Source organism: Sulfitobacter sp. TCYB15, assembly GCF_040435955.1.
GTDB lineage: Bacteria > Pseudomonadota > Alphaproteobacteria > Rhodobacterales > Rhodobacteraceae > Sulfitobacter > Sulfitobacter pontiacus.
Genome location: NZ_CP159196.1, coordinates 1 through 17,609 on the forward strand (window position 1 = coordinate 1; position 17,609 = coordinate 17,609).

Sequence of the window (17,609 nt, forward strand, 5' to 3'; positions counted from 1 at the left end):
ATGCCTGTCGATACCAGCAAGCGAGGGCGCGATGTGTCGTCCGCCGTGGAGACATCTCGGCCCACAGCGCCACCTGCGATGGTCACGGAGCCAGTATCGGCGTCGCGACGCGCGTTGTTGGTCGGCGGTCTGGTGGCTGCTGGCGGAGCGGCCGTGGCCGCGAGCCGCGCGCAATCCCAGGCAACGCCCGATCCGATGGCGGGGCATGCTATGCCCGGCGGGGCGGTCGATCCGTATTCGGCCCATGACAGTGGCATGGCGCATGGCAACATGACGATGGTCGGCCAGGTCGACCACGCCCGGAACGGATTCGACCCGACGGCCATGCTGACCGACTGGGAGACCGGTCGCACCGAAGTCCTGCCGGACGGGCGCACGTTGCGAACGTACGAGGTGGACACCATCGACGTGGAGATCGAGATCGCTCCCGGCGTTTTCTTTCCCGCCTGGACGTTCAACGGCCGCGTGCCAGGCCCCGCCCTGCGAGCGAAGGAGGGCGAACGGCTGAGGATCGTCTTTCGCAACCTCGGGTCACACCCGCATTCCATGCATTTTCACGGCATTCACTCGGCGCGGATGGACGGCGTTCAAGGCGCCGGGCTGATCGATCCGGGCGAGGAGTTCGTTTACGAATTTGATGCCAAGCCCTTCGGCTGTCATCTCTATCATTGCCACGCGCTGCCGCTGAAACGGCACATGCACAAGGGCATGTACGGCCTGTTCGTGGTCGATCCAGATCCGGCGCGCCACCCCGAATTTGCGGCCGTTGCCGCGTCGCGTGTGCTGGGCAGCCCGGAAAACGCCGAATGGCAGGAACTGGCGATGGTGATGAACGGCTTTGACACCAATTTTGACGGCGAGAACGAGGTCTATGCCGTAAACACGGTCGGCCAAGCTTACATGAACGCGCCGATCCGGATCGACAAGTCGCGCCCGGTCCGTATCTACCTCATGAATGCGACCGAGTTCGACCCTATCAACTCGTTCCATCTGCACGGCAATTTCTTTAACTACTACGACACCGGTTCGCAACTCACGCCGACCCTGCGCACGGTCGATGTGATCATGCAGTGCCAAGCGCAGCGCGGCATCCTCGAATTCAGTTTCGCTGACCACGAGGATGGGTTGTACATGTTCCATGCCCACCAGGCCGAGTTCACCGAACTTGGCTGGATGGGCTTTTTCGACGTGCGGGAGGCCGGAGCATGACCGATCAGACCCAACACAGCCGCCCGCCGAAGACCCGCCTGCTTCTGGTGCTAGCGCCACTGGCTGCCATGCTGGGCGCCTTTGTCTGGATTGCGTCGCTCGATCCCCTTCGCGGCTTCAATAACGGCGCGCCCCCGGTCGAGGCGCTGACCGTCGAACGGACGATCCTTGACGGGTCGGGGATTTCGCTCAGGGTGCGCGCCGGCGGATCGGAAGCAATGGTGGTCGCGCAAGTAGCAGTGGACGACGCCTACTGGACCTTCACGCAGGAGCCCGCGGGGCCGATTGCCCGGGGCGAAGCGGTCTGGTTGCGAATTCCCTATCCGTGGGTTCTCGGCGAGGCCCATCACGTCAACCTGCTGACCAACACGGGCGCGACCTTCGGGCATGAGATCGGGGTCGCCGTCTCGACGCCAAGTCCCACCTGGGGGCAACTTCGGCTCCAGGCGGTGATCGGGGCGATCGTCGGCCTTTTGCCGGTAGCGCTTGGCCTGATGTTCTATCCGGCCATGAAGGGCGTCGGGCGAAGGGGAATGAACTTTCTGCTGGCGCTGACGGTCGGGTTGCTGGCCTTCCTGCTGATCGACACCATATCCGAGGCACTGGAGCTATCGGCAGAAGCGGCCGCGATATTCCAAGGTTCTGCCATGGTCTGGCTGTCGGCGCTTGCAAGCTTTCTTCTATTGATGGCTATCGGGCGATGGCGCGGCAATCCGGAAGGCATCGCGCTTGCGTTCTACATCGCCCTTGGGATCGGGCTTCACAACTTCGGCGAAGGGCTGGCAATCGGCGGCGCATTCGCCGCCGGATCGGCGGGGCTTGGAACTTTCCTCGTCCTAGGCTTTGCCTTACACAATGTCACCGAGGGCATCGGCATCGCCGCCCCGATGCTTCGTGCCCGGCCGAACCTTTGGACGTTTGCCGCCCTGACCCTGCTCGCCGGTGGCCCGGCCATCCTCGGAATGTGGGCGGGCAGCCTTGCCTATGCGCCGCAATGGTCGGCACTGGCACTCGCCGTCGGAGCGGGTGCGATCCTGCAAGTCATGGTCGAGGTCAGCGCCTACCTTGTCCGTCAAAACGCCGACAGGCAGGCAGCGCTGATGTCACCAGTCGTACTGGTCGGGTTTCTGGGCGGCATCGCATTCATGTACGCGACGGCAGCATTGATCAAAATCTGAGCGGTGATCGGCTGTTTCGGCCTCATGGGGCGGTCGCCCAGCTCGATAAACTGACCCCGTCTGTCCACGGGGAGATCGCTATTTTCGTGCCTCAGTTTGTGCGCCCAAGAGACTTATTCTTTCGTGATTTCAAAATGAAGAATTTGAGGCTAGAGGGACTAGAGGATCCACCTGGATATCACAGATAAGTGAAAACACTGCAAATCCATCTGACCACTATTGCTGAGCCGCACGTCGAAATGTACTGTCTCATATTTTTGTTCTGTCACAATTCTGGGCCTCCGTTAAACCAGCAACAGATGCTACACACCAAAACGAGTGCTTCTTTAGATGTGTTTCATGGCATGGCCCGCCACATGCGGAAACACTCCTTTCCGGTCACCTCGCAGATTAGACCTTGTGCTTCCATCCAAGCAAGGTTGCGCTGGACGGCGCCGCGGCTGGCACCGGTCAGGGTCTCGGCTATTGGAGCGGAGACGACGGGCCATTCGGTCAGCACCGCGCGCAATGCTGGTGGTGTCTTGCCAGAAAGCGGGGCCATCATGGTTTCCGCCCGCGCTGACCATGCCTGGATGTCGTCGAGTTGCCGCATCGCGGTCAGGCATGCTATTTCCATATCGGCGTTGCGACGTCAATCGCCAGCGCACCTCTTCATCACTATCGGCAACGGAGTCGACGCCATCATTTTCCATCGATATCTGCCGCACAAGTCTGTGAACTCTATCTTTGGATTAAGGGCAAGAATATCGGAGCTAAAAGCAAAATCTCATATTTAGTAGGGGCAAAGGACAGCCGTTGATCTCGTTGAATTTCTCATCTCACAATTAAGGGCTACGTGACACCAGATTTACGTGCGTCTCAGAGAAACCCAATACCGCGCTCAAAGCCTTTTCCACATGGCCAATACAAGATGAACAATTCATCTTTTGAATGCCGGACGTGAATGACTTTTCGCTTTCGATATTGAGACCTCTTGCTCCGGACAACTACAGAGATAGAGGGTCCAGCAGGTGGAAGGTCAAGGAATTTAAGGTCCGATTTCACAATCGTCGTCCGTTTCACTCGGGGACGAGGGCTGCAATCTTTTCAAGAAGGGTGCCGCGCTCGATCACACCGGGGATTATTTCATCACCCAATACGAACGTCGGCGTTCCAGTTATACGCAAAGCTTCTGCCAGACGCAGAGAGGCAGCAATGTGATCGTTCACTAGGTCTGATTGCATATCTGTTTTCAAAACTTCGAGATCGAGCCCCACATCGCCTGCAACTTCCATAACGCTTGCTTCAAAGGCTTGTCCGTTCAATGCCATCATTGCCTCGTGAAACTGCTGATATTTACCTTGGTTTCTCGCGGCAAGTGACGCGCGCGCTGCAATTTCGGAACCGGGCCCTAGGATCGGGAATTCACGATAAACAATGCGGACATCCTTGCTTGTCTCCAGCACGGCTTTGACTTCAGGTGCTGCGCGGCGGCAATATCCACAGTTATAGTCAAAAAATTCGACTAGCGTGACGCTACCATCCAGATTTCCGAAGATAGGAGCGTTCTGTTCGAAGTCGTCGCGCAATTCAGTTAAAGCTGTAGACTGCGCTTCAACAAGTGCTGCATTTTCACGTTCTTGTAGGATTGAAAGCGCTTCGATCAGAATTTCGGGTTTTTCCAAGATCGCTTCAAGCGCCAGACGCTTAATATCTGCCTCATTGAGTTCTTGCGCGGCCACAGTAGTGAAAGAAAATGCTGCGAAGACTGTTGCAAGTATAATTTTTGACAGGTCGCGTCGCGCTAATGACATCTTAAATTCTTCCTAGAAAGTTGCGGGGTACAGGATCACACGCGTGTCCAGCGGAACCATATCATAAAACTGGACAATCTGATCGTTCACCAATCTGGCGCATCCGTTTGAAACGGCACGGCCAATAGTGCTTGGGTCATTAGTGCCATGCACACGCAAAAAGGTATCCCCGCGTCCCGGTTGAAAGAGGTAGAGGGCCCGCGCGCCTAGAGGGTTGCTCAGACCGCCAGGCATTCCATTCCGAAACGGTCCATATTTCTTCGGTTCACGACGCAACATGCCCGGGGTCGGTGTCCAGCTGGGCCATTCTTTCTTTGCCCCCACATAGAATTCACCTGCCTCATAAAGACCCGGACGACCGATCCCGACGGTGTAGCGAATTGCAGTATTATCGGGTTGGGTCCAGAACAGGGCAAACTGGCTTGGAACAACATGGATTTCGTATGGAGCGGAGCCCTCTGGAATGCTCACTACTTGGGGTAAATACTCCGGCGGTAAATCATACTTTGGCAGCACTACATGGGCTGAAACTGGCTGACTGGTCAAAGCGCCAGCAGCCCCGGCGGCAAGGAGGAATTTTCTTCGATTCATGAAGCTGTGGCTTTCGAAAGGTGAACGTTGAATGAACGCCAGTACACGAGAAAAGACTTTAACAAGTCATGCTAAGTGCGCGATCAAAATAATTTCACTTGTGTTCCTACCTCAGCCAAAGCGAACAGTTCTTTGATATGTTCGTTGTAAAGGCCGATGCATCCGTTCGACGATTGGCGGCCAATTTTCCGCGTGTCCCCCGTTCCGTGGACGCGGTAATATTGCCATGAAAGGTAGAGGGCGTGTGTGCCCAAGGGGTTGTCAGGACCGGGTGGAAAATAGTCTGGCCAATCCGGATTGCGGATCTTCATCGAAGGAGTTGGGCGCCAGCTTGGTCCTTCCACTTTCTTGATAACGCTAGTGTATCCGCGTTTTGTCAGTTCTTCGGATTCCGGAACGCTCGACGGATACAGCTTATAAACACTTTCATCCTCTGACCAATATTGCACCGCTCGGGAATCAATGTCGCACAGGATTGCACCGTGGTTTAGATTTTCGAAGTGATCCCGCCAGTTTGAGGTGCTGAAGGATGAAATATTGCGGCGCACTGGTGGTGTACCAAGTGGTGCTGTGGTTTGCGCGGTTGCAACGCCTGCTCCTAGGAACACCCCACTTGCGGCCGCACCGAGCAGCGCTCCGCGACGTGAGAAAGATGAGTCTTTAATTAGCTTCATGATCAACCCTTCGGTCGTGCCTCTTTCGTCTGTTTACAACCTTCACCCACTGGAGCTTCAAGCGATCAATTGTCACAAAAACGTGAGACGAACAGCGAACGAACGCTTTGGGCTGGAAAAGCCCTGTAGCATTCGAACGGAAAGTGGCTTAAACGATCATCTGGGGCGGCGCTAAAGCGTGGCAGGTCAAGCCTGTGTCAGCCTCGACAAATGACCTATACTAAGTCAGCTTTCCACATGCGACATCTCCCGTGCCCCGCCACCTCGCGGATCAAACCGCTTGCCTCCATCCAGGCGAGATTGCGCTGAACGGCGGCGCGGCTGGCTCCGGTCATGGCCTCAGCCATCGGGGCGGAGACCAAGGGCCATTCCGTGAAAACCTTTCACAAGGCAACCGGTGTGCGGCCAGATAATTGCGCTGTTCATCCCATCCAACCAGCGGGCCAAACGTTCGGGTGGCAAGCCCGAAACGCGCAACCCCCCGGCCCCAGCCATAGCGAGCGGCGCGAAGATGGCACCGCTTCCATCGCTGGTCGCGACCCTGGACGCGGTGACGGTAGCTTCGATCTGGTCGCCGTGGCGTCCGAGGCCCGCCAAGCTCCACAGGTTATACCCCATGCACGCCCGTGTGATCGGGTGGAGACCCTTTGCGGCTGCCATGAGGTCCAGCCACCCACCCGCGCGATCCTCGAAACGCTCAGCGCTGTCTCCAGTGTTCTCGGGATCGCGACGGTCCAGGAAGGCGGCCAAGTCAGCTTTCGGCCCAGGACCGCCTGTTAGGCGCCGAACAGCCCATGCAACTCTTGCCAGTGCATTTAGGTCATCCTGTGCACCTGACAGCCGCATCGATATCCAGAGCGCCAGACGATCAGAACTCACCCGATCCCCTGCGAACCAGCTGAGGTCCGCTGCCTCAATAAGAGCGAGGCGATGCCGCCAGCCTTCCGGGCCACGCAGCAGCCAGTCATCCAGAGCTCCCAAGCGTCCAGCCACTCTTGCCAGTCGCGCAGCGTGAACGCCTTCTGCTTTTGCCCAGACTTCGACGACAGCAATGTCGGGCGGTTCCGCCCGTGACCCTGGAGGCAAATCATCCGGTTCTTCTACAAGTAACCTACGCAGAAACCAGAGATCGTCTTCGTGAGCCTCTTCATCCTCCTGGATGGTGATAAGGGGTTCGTCGTAATCATCGGTAAAAGTAGAGGCTTGCGTCTTCATGTGCACAAAAAGACTGATTTCTTGCACATTACCCAAGCGTTTTTTTTGGCAGCTGCCTGCGCCCTTTATATAGTACGCGCACTCGACTGCCGGCGGAACCTCTCAGTTCGCGCACAGCGCAAGGAAACCAAGGGATTGTGGCCCAGCCCGACGAGAGAACGCTTGATTGCATTCGTTTACAAATGGTCGTTTAGTGGCGGTATCTGAAACTGCAAAAGGCCTGTTTTGATGCCATTGATAGGCTACGCGCGCGTTTCAACCGAGGATCAAACCCCCCTGCCCCAATCGCAGGCCCTGAAATCCGCGGGTTGCGCCGAGATCCATGAAGAACAGGCCTCGGGCGGAAATCGTGCGCGGCCGGTCCTTGCGCGCGTGTTGGAGCGCGTGGCCAAGGGCGACACGCTGTTTGTCGTGCGCATTGATCGTCTGGCGCGGTCGCTGTCGCATCTGCTGGAGGTGATCGAGCGGCTGGAGGCCAAGGGTGCGTCCTTTCGTTCCATTCAGGACCCGATCGACACCGGATCCCCGCAAGGCAAGTTCACGCTGCAGGTCTTGGGCGCTGCGGCCGAGTTCGAGCGCGTCCTGATCCGGGAACGCACCAAGGCCGGCCTCGCCAGCGCGCGCACAAAGGGCCGCGTGGGCGGGAACCCTGGGCTGCGTGTCAAAGACCCTGCTGCTCTTCGCAAAGTGCGGCTGGCGCGACAGGACGGCTACATGGAGCGTTTGAACGAGACGGCACAAGATTGGGTGCCCCACGTGCGCCGGTTGCGACCCGACTTGGCTTGGGAGGACGTGCTGCGCATCATCAACGGCCCCTTGCCCGAGGCGCGTCGCTGGACCCAAAGCCGCCTGCTGCGCGCTGTGAAGGCCTATGTCCGCGACGGCTTCCTGCCTGCCGAGGTGCTGGCCCGCGCCGGGCGCCGCGAAACGGACGATCGCCTGCCCGCCATTATTGCTGGCATCAAGGGCGCAGATCCTGACATCACGCTTCAAGCGATCTGTGAACGGCTGGAATCTATGCGCGAACGCACGCCTCGTGGCCGAACAAGATGGCAGCCGTATTCGGTGAAAATGCTGTTGGAGCGGGCGGAACGACTTGGCCTCATGCCCTACGAATCGAGCCAAGATCAGATGTAGCTTCTGACCCGAATCCAAAAAATTTCACTGGGAGAAAACTCCGCAGGAGGCATAAAGTGCCAATAGTTGCTTGGGGTTAGCTGCTAATGTGCCAACTCAACAGAGTAGCGGCTCGATTCGGTTAGATCTGCATTTAATATATCTATATCAATGACTTGCTGAGTTTTTTATACGACAACACCTATAGGTGTTGTGGATAACTTTCACACTACATTTAGATTCTTCTTGCCGGACTCACTGGATCGTGGCATTCCCATTCTGACGGCAAAACGCGTCAGACACGCTGTACACCGTCAGAATGACTAAGAGCCTCAACAGAGGCCGAGAGTAGGCGGCAGGACATGGATGATCGTAACATTGGATACACGCAAGGCATAGGCTCTTCCGATATCGGAGCATTTGCCGACAATCTGGCTGAGTCTTTGGATCGCCAGATGAAGATCGCTTTCGAACCCGAAGAACGAAAGTCCCTACGCCGCTTCAGTTCCACCGAAGTCGCCGGCCTCCTGCGCGTAAGCACATCTAACCTGCGCAACCGGCACAAGGACGGCAGCTTCCCGGAAGTGCATACAGACAACCGCGGACACCGGTTCTACACAGCCCAAGAGATTGATGAGTTGCGCGATGTTCTTGGACGCACTGGAAAGAACGCAGAAAGCTACCGCCCAGGTCGACGTGATGGCGATCGTCTCCAGGTGATATCCGTCGTTAACTTCAAAGGCGGTTCATCAAAGACTACTGCAACGATTCATCTTGCGCAAAGGTATGCCTTGCGCGGTTACCGCGTGCTGGTCCTAGACCTCGATCCGCAAGCAAGTTTGACCACGTTTTTCGGCTTTCGACCCGAGCTTGAGTTCGCCGATGGCGGCACAATCTATGATGCTTTGAGATATGAGGACCAAGTTCCTCTCTCGAACGTCATCCAAAAGACCTACTTCCATAAGCTCGACATGGTGCCCGCCGGTTTGATGCTCTCGGAGTACGAAACCGAGACCGCAAACGCTCTCGCCCGTCGCGTACAACCCATCTTTGCAGAGCGCCTCGCCTTGGCGCTTGAAGAGGTTGAGGCAAACTACGACATCGTCCTGATCGACTGCCCGCCTCAGCTTGGGTTTCTAACCCTAACTGCGCTGGCAGCCTCGACGGGACTTTTGGTTACCGTGGTACCTGGCATGCTTGACATCGCATCCATGAGCCAATTCCTGAAGCTTGCTTCAGAAACGGTCAAGGCGGTGGAGGAAGCCATCGGTCGGCGTGTCACATGGGATTTTGTCAAGTTCCTGATTACCAGATATGAACCGTCGGACGGTCCGCAGACCCAAATGGCAGGCTACCTGAGATCAATTCTGGCAGGTCAGGTCATGACAGAGCCGATGCTGAAGTCTACGGCGATCTCCGACGCGGGGATGACCCAGCAGACCGTCTACGAAGTCGATCCAAGCCAATTCATCAGAAAGACAATTGATCGCGCCCTGACCAGCGTGAATGGCGTTGGCGATGAGCTAGAGCAGACGATCCAAATGGCATGGGGGCGTCGCTAATGGCCCGAAACATCTTCAACCAGCCTCCAAGGAATGAGACGGAGAGCGGAGCCCCCTCCCCTACCCCGCCAAAAGCGGCAAAGCTGCCGGGATCTGTTGGAGGATTGCGCGACTCTTTGCGCGAGATCACAGCAAACTCGATTCGCGATATCGAACCCGATCAGATTGACATGGATGGGCTGCGGGATCGGTTGGTGCTGGAAGATTCCAGTATCGATGAGTTGGCCGAGAGCATTCGCAAGCATGGCCAACAAGTGCCCATCATGGTCCGTCCATCAGCCCAACCGGACAGATACCGCATCATCTACGGCCGCCGCAGGCTTGCGGCGATCCGTAAGGTCGGTGGAACGGTCAAGGCAATTGTTCGAACCTTGGACGATGACGCATCTCTGATCGCTCAAGGCCAGGAGAACAACCTCAGGCTTGATCCGTCTTTTATAGAAAAGTCTCTTTTTATCAAAGAGATGCAAGAATCCGGGTACAAACCCGGCGTCATTCAAGATGCTCTAGGTCTGACCCGGCAAGGCGTATCCAACCACAGGGTCGTCATAGAACAACTGCCAGACGGTCTTGTTCAACTCATCGGGCCAGCACATGGGATCGGACGACGGCAGTGGGGTGAGCTAGCTGCCTTATCGGTGAATGTAGATTTGGTGGACATCGCCAAAGAGGCGCTCACCGCCCTGCCCGACGACACTCCTAGCTCCGAAAAGTTCCAAGCGGTCTATTCGGCTTGCTCGAGCAAAGCCCGTAGCGACAAGAAGCCGCCCAATCGTGGGCTGACTTCGGTCATCAATGATGAGAACGGCAGTTCATTGGGCACGCTGACAATCGATGAGAAGGCGATCGCTCTCAAGGTCACCAAGAAGGACAATCCAGAATTCGGCCAATGGCTCGAAGAACACGCGGAAGCTGCGCTTTTGCAACTCTTCGAACAGTGGCGGAATGAGAGAGGCTCTGGGTCCTAACCCAGGCCACACAGAGCAACACGAGCAGAGGAGAAAAGCGAAGACCCGAAAGAAAAGAGCCCCCCAAAGTTTCCCCTGGTGAGCCCTCATCATCTGATTAGCATCTTTGATGTAGCAACCTCCAGCATACCGGTCAAGAGTCACCGATTCGGTGGACTGATATTTTTTGCCTTTTTCCGCGAAAATTCGAGGAAAGAGACGGGGAAGTTGTGGGCCGAACGGTCGTCGTGAACAAGCCATGGCATTTACAAAACTCTCGATCGAAGCCGCAGGTGCTGATGCAACCCGCGGCTCATTTCCCCCATCTGAAACCGACGTCTGGACCATCTTCAGAGCCCTGAGAGATGCACGCAGCGTGTTTGGTCTACGTCCTGGCCACATACAGACACTTCAAGCAATGCTCAGTTTTCTGAAACCTGGCCATGGCGAAACGGTTTTTGCGTCTAACAATTCACTTTGCCAGCGCGTTGGCGGAATCGACGAACGGACACTCCGGAGGCACATCAACCGCTTCGTTGAACTCGGATTGATCAAGCGCAATGACAGCTCGAACCGAAAGCGCTACCGCATTCGCTCATCCGGCGGGGAGTGCATCAGTTATGGATTGTCTCTCACCCCCCTGCTCCAACGTGCGAGCGAGCTTATAGCCATCGCGCAAGAGATGGAGAATAACCGGCGAGATCGGATATTTGTCCGCAAACAGATCCTTACAAAGCTCGCCCATTTGGAAGAGCACGATCCTAGCAACGCATTCATCAACCACGCACGGAAAGCTCTACGCAGGAAGCTGAGCCTCCCCGAATACCACGCTCTGCTCGCCAATACAGATGCAGAATGCCAGAGTTTGTCTACCCCGGATGAACCGCCTGAAACTATGGAATTGCCCGCCAATGACGGACAAACTGTCCGGCATCAATCTAAGTCTGAAGAAGAAAAAAAAGATTTAGATAGCAACATAGGCGATGAGGCCCTGAAACCAGACTTGCTGACCTCAGTCTGCGATCAGGCGACATCGTTCTCCACAGAGAGACTTAGAAACTGGTTGGACATTGAAAACCATGCTCGAACACTTGCACCCATGATGGGCATTCACCCAGAAACTTTCGAGAAAGCCAAGAATGCTGTAGGAGCTCAGAAAGCGTCATGCGCGATCTTTATCATGCTACAACTTGGAAAACGCATCAGGGATTTTGGGGCGTATTTTCACAGTATCACTCTGGGTCAAAGGCAAAACCAATTTGATCCATTAGCTTTGATCAAGCGACTGTCCGAAACCAATAAGCGAACTGTCTAATGTCCACCGCGGTGGACTTCGAACGGGAAGCAGCGCTTATGAGAACCACAACTGTCCAAACGCACCTGGCGGCGCGTGGTGGTTCTTCAGTTTATCTCAGACCAGCAGATGTCCACTGCGGTGGACAAGTAACGCACGAGCGAACCTTGATGGAAATCTCGCCGCCCATGGAAGAAATGGGCGGCGAGGCATTACACCCTAAATCCCTAGCGTTATTGTGGGAGGTCACCATCTCCAAAGAGGTTTGGAAAGAGTCGCTCTCGATGATCCAACGGAAACGCCAACCGAACTGGCGTCTTAGGCGAGGCAGAAGTCAGGTATCCGGCGGCGGTCAGTTTACTCAGCGTGTTGCGAGCAGTACGCTCGGATGTCTTGAGCACAATCTGAGCGTCGCCTCGTTCCAGTGCGCCATGCCGAAGAACCGCCGAAATCAGTTCCGGCGCTCGCTTGTCATCGATGGTATCTGCAACGAGGCGACGATACCGTTGGTCCAATCCGCCGAGATCGAACAATCTTGCTGAGAAAGTGATCTGGTCGAGCGTCACCTTTAGGAACCATTCATTAAACGTCTTCAGTGCCGCTTCTGACAGGTTCTCCCGTCCGTCGCGGTCTCCGCGGGGTGGGCTGTCGGCCAGATCCATCATCCGTTTGTACTCGCCCCGATCGGCTAGCCCGCGGGCCAGCCCACGTGATACGGACCAGAGTCCTTGGCCACCAATCTCCGCTGTGAGGGCCATGGCATGAGACATCAGTCTGCTGACACGGCCGTTACCATCCGGGAAAGGGTGGATGTAGTTCAGCCGGTGATGTGCAGAGGCGATCGCGATGATCCGCCCACTCGAAGACCGTGACGCAATCTGAAACCGTTTGTCGAAGTGGTCCATGAATGCCGCGACGCGCGACGATGAAGGAGGTAGGTGGCGCCCGACCGCAACTTCCCGATCGTCATCTTGGCGCATGCGTCCCGGAACGATGGGCTCTTGTGTTCCGTCGAGATGTTCGATGACCCGAAACTCATCAGGCATCTCGTCGTAAAAGCTCTTATGGACCCAGGTCAGGAATTCGACAGATGTGGGGCGGGGCAGGGTGCCTATGCGATGCATCTCATCGATGGCCCGTTGAACGATGACGTGCGCCCGGGCCTCGAGGGCGAGAGGGCGGGTTTCTTCCTCAAGCTCGGCACCAGCCAGCGCCCTTTCGATGTCGCGGGGGCGCGTGTTGTGCCCTTCGATCAGGTTGGAGTAGTAGCAGTTCATCACACGGACGAGATCGGCAAGTTCGGCTGCGCTGTCAGGATGCAACCCTTGTCCCAGCCCGGTGGCTTCCCTCTGGATGTCGACCGAAAGGTCTGCCAGTTCTGTAGGAATATGCTCCTCGAAGAAGCAGGGTTCGATCCTGGCGGGTGTTTCCAGCATTTTGCCGATCTTCCATGTTTGCAAAGTAATTGAAAAATAAACACATTTCGTACTTTCAAGCAAGGTTTTGCCGATATGCGTTGCCGATCTTGGTTGCCGATCTAGAATTGCTACATGAAATCAATGGCTTCGGCAGATGCGCCTGGCTTTTCGGTTTTGTTGCGTGCCCAAAGGGGCCGGAAAAAGAAAAAGTGTTCTTCGGGTTTTGTGACTGACGGATGAGGGCCTTTGGGGTCCCTCAGATGGGTCCGGGCCGGGTTCCGGTCTGCCGTTCCTGATTAAGGGCATTCCCATGCAAACAGGTGTCTTGCGCGTGTTGCGCGCAACCGCTGCCTCCTGGTGGCGGCTTAGAGAACTGCGCCGAACCGGCGAGACGGAGCTGGCCCGGCGGCTCGAGCGGAAAGCCGTTCTCCGCGATCTCGGCTATCTCAGGCAGGCGGCGTCATTGCCAAACGCGCATGTGATCTGCGGGGAGGGTGGGACATTCCTCCATCTCGGTTGGACCACCGTATCGACCTTCGCGCCGATCGAGCGCTTTCCCTTGGCCGCACTTGCGGTCGCACGAGGAACCCCGTTCATCGATATCCGACACGACACGGATGTCATCGCCTTCGCGAACCTGCCGCGCGTGACGCGTGACGGATCGGTCGACCCTGGCCATTCGGGTGCCGGCAAGTCTGTCTCGCTGAGTACCTACATCGACATGGTCGAAAAGCTCGGTGCGAGGATTCTCAATGATCCGCGACCCCGTCGGTCAATCTGATCCCCAAACTTCTCACCCACACACGAAAGGAGGCCAGACATGGCCCGATCCCGCACGCCCAAATTTGATGCCTCCGAGGTCATCACGAACGAAATCATCCGCATCATCGAGCGCGGCGTTTTGCCGTGGCGCAAACCCTGGACGGCAGGTGGCAGCTCGCGTCCTCTGCGCGTGGGGGGTGAGCCCTACCAGGGCGTGAACAATTTCCTGCTGACCATGCGCACCGTGATGGCGGGCCACAGCTCTCCCTTCTGGATGACGTTGCCGCAGGCCAACGCGTTGGACGCAAAGGTTCGCAAGGGAGAGAAATCCTCTGTAGTCGTATATTACGGCCAAAGCCGGAAAGACGCGGGCGGCGAGGACGACCGCAGCGATGGCGATGATCGCTCCGAGGAAGCCCGCATCTTCCGCTTCCAGAAATCCTACCGTGTGTTCAATGCCTGCCAGATCGAGGGTTTGCCCGACAGCTTCTTCCCCGACCCGGAGCCAGCGCACGAGCATCCGCCGTCCGAGCCCATCCCGCACATGCAGGCGTTTTTCGATACCATCGACATCACAACCGTCTTCACAGGAACGGAAGCGTACTACCTGCCGCCCGTGGACAAGGTCTACATGCCGTCCATCACGCGGTTTCAGGACCCGCGCAATTTCTACGGGGTCTGGGCGCATGAGCTGGCGCATGCCACGAAAGCCCCCCATCGACTGAACCGTGATTTCGGGTTCTCGAAGTTTGGCAACACGTCCTATGCGCGCGAGGAGATCGTCGCGGAATTGACCTCGGTGTTCCTGGGTCAGACGCTCGGCTTCACGGCGCATACGCTCGAGATAAATGCCGCCTACCTCCACAACTGGTTGCGCGTTCTTCGGTCGGACAAGGGTGCGATCTTCCGGCACGCCGCGGACGCGCAGCGGGCCTGCGACTATCTGATCGCCAGATCGGAGACGGGCAGGGCAGGGCGCAGCGCCGAGGCCGCCTGACCACACGGAGAACGGAGACGTCCATGTCACGCAAGGAACCTAGGACGCTGCGGGTAGCCTGCTTTAACGACGGCCGCCGCAAGATCATCGTCTTCAAGCGCGGTGCCTATTGGTGGAGCACGTCTGAGGGCGCTTATCCGCTCTCGGCAGCACTTGAGAGCATCATAGAACTGGGCGGCTGGATCGAAACCATCCCCAACCCGAATTATAGAGCCAGAGGGCTGTTCGGGTAAGGCACCTTCGGCCTCGATTCATCCGCCAAGCGGAAAAGAGAAAGCAGGCTTTGGGAAGGGTGTTTCAACTTCTCAAAGGAGATCGCCATGTCCATGACCGTTCAACCCCAGCCAGACCGCCCGGATCCGAGTGTGATTGCGGCGCAGAACGACGCGTTTCGCAAGTTCGCCTGTCTCGGGATCCTGCCCGCGCAGCCCATCCAGGGCCGCATGCATGTCACCCGCTCGCTTATGGAGGCCGGTGACGGCTTCATGGCTGAGGCGGTGAAGGCAACCGGTGAGTTTGCCACATTCGAGCCCGAAAATGACCCGGAAGGCTGGCACGATTTCGGGGCGGTCGAGATCCGGGGCGAGACCGTGTTTTGGAAAATCGATCTCTATGAGGCGGATTCGGATTTCCGCTATGGGGCCGAGGTCCCGGACAATCCTGCCACCACCATGCGCGTGCTGACCATCATGTTGGCGCGCGACTGGTAGGGCAGGGGACACCCCCTCCTGACACCCCAGGCGATGAAGGCCCACTGACCCCTCAAAGGGAGAGTGGGCCTTTTGTCGTGGTGATCCCTGAAGCCGGGGATTGGTCACGCGCGTGAGTGCGCGGGCCACACCTCACCCACCTGGAAGGATATCCCATGACCACAAGCTTTGCCTCTCTCACCGTCGCGATCGGTGATCTGGTCCCGCATCCCGCCAATGTGCGCAGCAACTCCCCGGAAACCTATGCCACTGAGAACATCGCCCATCTGAAAGCCAGCATCGCCGTTCTGGGCCTGCTCCAGCCCCTCCTGGTCCAGAAACTCGACGGCAAGTACGCCGTGCTGGCCGGTGGGCGCCGTCACGCCGCGCTGAAAGAACTGGTCGCGGACAAGGCCGAAAAGGGGTTCACCGCGAAGACCAAGATTGAGTGTCGCCTGGTACCCGAGGATTGCGACGTCACCACGGCGCTGTCGCTCGCCGAGAACATCACCCAGGCGCCGATGAACGCAATCGACGAGTTCGAGGCCTTTGCGCGGATGATGGAAGTCGACGGCCAGACGCCCGAGACGATCGCAAAGACCTTCGGCACCACGGTGGCCGCCGTGAAAGGCCGGTTGCGATATGGCCTGATCCATCCCGACATTCGCTCGGCGGCCCGTGCCAAGACGATCACGCTCGACACGATGAAGGCTTTCGCCGAGCACCCAAGCCAGGAGGTGCAGCGCGGGGTCTTCGAGGCGCTCACCAAGGAAGACAGCTACCTGCAGGCCTACACCGTCCGTCAGGCCCTCAAATCCCGCGGGGTGCAGGTTAGCGACGATATCGGTGCCTTCGTGCGCGAGGACTACGAGGCCCGCGGCGGCACCATCGCGGCTGATCTTCTGGACGAGCATTCGGTGCTGGAAGATGCCGCGCTGGTCGAGACCATCCTGCTCGACAAGCTCGGTGCTGCCGCTGAAGAGGCCCGAGCAAAACTTGGCTTCGCCTGGGCCGATGCGATGGTGCGCTATAATTACGCGACCATGGCCGACTACGGCCGTGTTTATCCCGGTCCGATTGAGCCGGATGAAGCCGCCCAGAAGCGCATCGACCAGATCACCGCCGAGCTCGAGCAACTCCAGCTCGAGATGGAGGATGAGGGACTCGAGGACGGTGCCTACAATGCGCTTTACGACCGCGTCGATGCCTTGGAAGAGGAAGCGCGCGATCTGCAGGAGGCCTACAGCGCCGAGGATTTGGCGCGGGCCGGGGTTATCGCCTCGTGGTCGAGTGGCCAGGTTACGCTTCATGTGGGCCTTGTACGCCCGGAGGACACCGCGAAAGAGGAGGGCGCGCGTGGCTCTTCAAGCAACCCAACGGGAGAGGAGGCCCCGGACGCCGGCGAAATCACCTACCCGGCCTCGCTGGCTGAGGACCTCAAGACCGAGCGCGCCATGGCGCTTGGGGCCGCGATGGCGCTGCATCCAGAGGCTACGCTCGATCTGACGCTCTTCAAGCTGGTGAGCGACGTTCTGGCCAGCGGCATGAGTGTTACGCAGGCGATCAAGATCGATGCCCGCAAGGAATACCGCAACCATGCCAAGATGGATGAGATCGACGAGACCTCGCTCGAGCAGGTGGCGGCGGCGCATGATGCGCTTGATCTCTCGTGGCTCGATGACGCCCGGTCTCCGGCCGATCAGTTCGCGGCGTTTCGCGCGCTGAAGGCAGACGAGAAAGCCAAGCTCGTCGCCTATGCGACCGCCAGCACCACGCAGTCCTGCTTCGCGCGGGACCTATCGCGCGACAGCCTTATGCATGACCTGGAGATCGAGATCATGCCTGACGTTCGCGCGCATTGGACGCCGAATGCGGCACTCTTCAACCGCTTCAAGAAGGTCTGGCTCCTGAAGATCCTCGGCGAGGATCTGGGTCTCGCCCAAGAGGCTGTGACGCTGGCCTCGTCGAGCAAGAAGGAGATCGTCACCTTCTGCGACAAGCTCTTCGCCGAGCCCTTTGCCACGCTGACGGATGCACAGCGCGCTGCCGTGGCGGCCTGGTGCCCGCCCATGATGCAGACCGCCGGTGTCGCCTTTGATGAGGCGGAGCCCACTGCGGAAACCCCGGAGCCTGACAGCGAGGTCGCGCAAGCGGCCTGAGCCAT

Annotated in this window: 15 protein-coding genes and 2 pseudogenes; 11 read left to right on the forward strand and 6 right to left on the reverse strand. The window is 57.8% G+C overall.

What is annotated here, in order from left to right:
• Positions 1 to 210: 210 nt before the first annotated feature.
• Both ABM428_RS16695 and ABM428_RS16700 read left to right on the forward strand, forming a co-directional pair.
• Positions 211 to 1,209: a multicopper oxidase domain-containing protein gene (locus tag ABM428_RS16695; protein WP_353628665.1), complete on the forward strand. Its 999-nt coding sequence runs from the start codon at positions 211 to 213 to the stop codon at positions 1,207 to 1,209.
• Positions 1,206 to 2,387 (forward strand): metal transporter, encoded by a 1,182-nt coding sequence (locus tag ABM428_RS16700; protein WP_037941822.1) that lies wholly within the window; start codon positions 1,206 to 1,208, stop codon positions 2,385 to 2,387. Before ABM428_RS16695 ends, ABM428_RS16700 begins: the two co-directional genes overlap by 4 nt.
• A gap of 337 nt (positions 2,388 to 2,724) precedes the next feature.
• Here ABM428_RS16700 and ABM428_RS16705 read toward each other — a convergent pair.
• The 5 genes and pseudogenes from ABM428_RS16705 to ABM428_RS16725 all read right to left on the reverse strand — a co-directional run.
• A pseudogene (locus tag ABM428_RS16705) lies at positions 2,725 to 3,003 on the reverse strand (hypothetical protein); the annotation flags it as partial.
• 442 nt (positions 3,004 to 3,445) lie between these two features.
• The gene (locus tag ABM428_RS16710) at positions 3,446 to 4,180 is read right to left on the reverse strand and encodes a DsbA family protein (RefSeq protein ID WP_235183692.1); all 735 of its coding nucleotides are present in this window, start codon (positions 4,178 to 4,180) and stop codon (positions 3,446 to 3,448) included.
• 12 nt (positions 4,181 to 4,192) lie between these two features.
• Positions 4,193 to 4,771: a L,D-transpeptidase gene (locus ABM428_RS16715; RefSeq protein ID WP_037941826.1), complete on the reverse strand. Its 579-nt coding sequence runs from the start codon at positions 4,769 to 4,771 to the stop codon at positions 4,193 to 4,195.
• Between the two features lie 83 nt (positions 4,772 to 4,854).
• A complete protein-coding gene (locus ABM428_RS16720; RefSeq protein WP_064217181.1) occupies positions 4,855 to 5,445 on the reverse strand; it encodes a L,D-transpeptidase in 591 nt (196 codons plus the stop codon).
• Positions 5,446 to 5,660: 215 nt separating this feature from the next.
• Positions 5,661 to 6,660: pseudogene (locus tag ABM428_RS16725) on the reverse strand (hypothetical protein).
• Between the two features lie 228 nt (positions 6,661 to 6,888).
• Here ABM428_RS16725 and ABM428_RS16730 point away from each other — a divergent pair.
• The 4 genes from ABM428_RS16730 (at position 6,889) to repC (ending at position 11,600) form a co-directional block, all read left to right on the forward strand.
• The gene (locus tag ABM428_RS16730) at positions 6,889 to 7,797 is read left to right on the forward strand and encodes a recombinase family protein (RefSeq protein ID WP_353628631.1); all 909 of its coding nucleotides are present in this window, start codon (positions 6,889 to 6,891) and stop codon (positions 7,795 to 7,797) included.
• Between the two features lie 341 nt (positions 7,798 to 8,138).
• A complete protein-coding gene (gene repA / locus ABM428_RS16735) occupies positions 8,139 to 9,338 on the forward strand; it encodes a plasmid partitioning protein RepA (RefSeq protein WP_009807965.1) in 1,200 nt (399 codons plus the stop codon).
• Positions 9,338 to 10,306: a plasmid partitioning protein RepB gene (gene repB, locus ABM428_RS16740; protein WP_353628632.1), complete on the forward strand. Its 969-nt coding sequence runs from the start codon at positions 9,338 to 9,340 to the stop codon at positions 10,304 to 10,306. The genes repA and repB overlap by 1 nt, the downstream gene beginning before the upstream one ends.
• Positions 10,307 to 10,544: 238 nt before the next feature.
• Positions 10,545 to 11,600, forward strand: coding sequence for a plasmid replication protein RepC (repC, locus tag ABM428_RS16745; RefSeq protein WP_353628633.1), 1,056 nt, complete (start codon positions 10,545 to 10,547; stop codon positions 11,598 to 11,600).
• Positions 11,601 to 11,812: 212 nt separating this feature from the next.
• On the opposite strand, the gene ABM428_RS16750 is transcribed toward repC, so the two are convergent.
• Positions 11,813 to 13,015, reverse strand: coding sequence for a Fic family protein (locus tag ABM428_RS16750; RefSeq protein ID WP_353628659.1), 1,203 nt, complete (start codon positions 13,013 to 13,015; stop codon positions 11,813 to 11,815).
• A gap of 292 nt (positions 13,016 to 13,307) precedes the next feature.
• On the opposite strand from ABM428_RS16750, the gene ABM428_RS16755 reads away from it, so the two are divergent.
• The 5 genes from ABM428_RS16755 to ABM428_RS16775 all read left to right on the forward strand — a co-directional run bounded on the left by ABM428_RS16755 (position 13,308) and on the right by ABM428_RS16775 (position 17,604).
• Complete coding sequence (locus tag ABM428_RS16755; RefSeq protein WP_353628634.1) at positions 13,308 to 13,778, forward strand: hypothetical protein; 471 nt, start codon at positions 13,308 to 13,310, stop codon at positions 13,776 to 13,778.
• A gap of 39 nt (positions 13,779 to 13,817) precedes the next feature.
• Positions 13,818 to 14,756, forward strand: a complete 939-nt coding sequence (locus ABM428_RS16760) for a zincin-like metallopeptidase domain-containing protein (RefSeq protein ID WP_353628635.1) — start codon at positions 13,818 to 13,820, stop codon at positions 14,754 to 14,756.
• A gap of 23 nt (positions 14,757 to 14,779) precedes the next feature.
• A complete protein-coding gene (locus ABM428_RS16765; protein WP_289085194.1) occupies positions 14,780 to 14,989 on the forward strand; it encodes a DUF6330 family protein in 210 nt (69 codons plus the stop codon).
• A gap of 87 nt (positions 14,990 to 15,076) precedes the next feature.
• Positions 15,077 to 15,466 (forward strand): DUF3768 domain-containing protein, encoded by a 390-nt coding sequence (locus tag ABM428_RS16770; protein ID WP_353628636.1) that lies wholly within the window; start codon positions 15,077 to 15,079, stop codon positions 15,464 to 15,466.
• A 155-nt stretch (positions 15,467 to 15,621) separates the two neighbouring features.
• Complete coding sequence (locus ABM428_RS16775; protein ID WP_353628637.1) at positions 15,622 to 17,604, forward strand: ParB N-terminal domain-containing protein; 1,983 nt, start codon at positions 15,622 to 15,624, stop codon at positions 17,602 to 17,604.
• Positions 17,605 to 17,609: the final 5 nt, after the last annotated feature.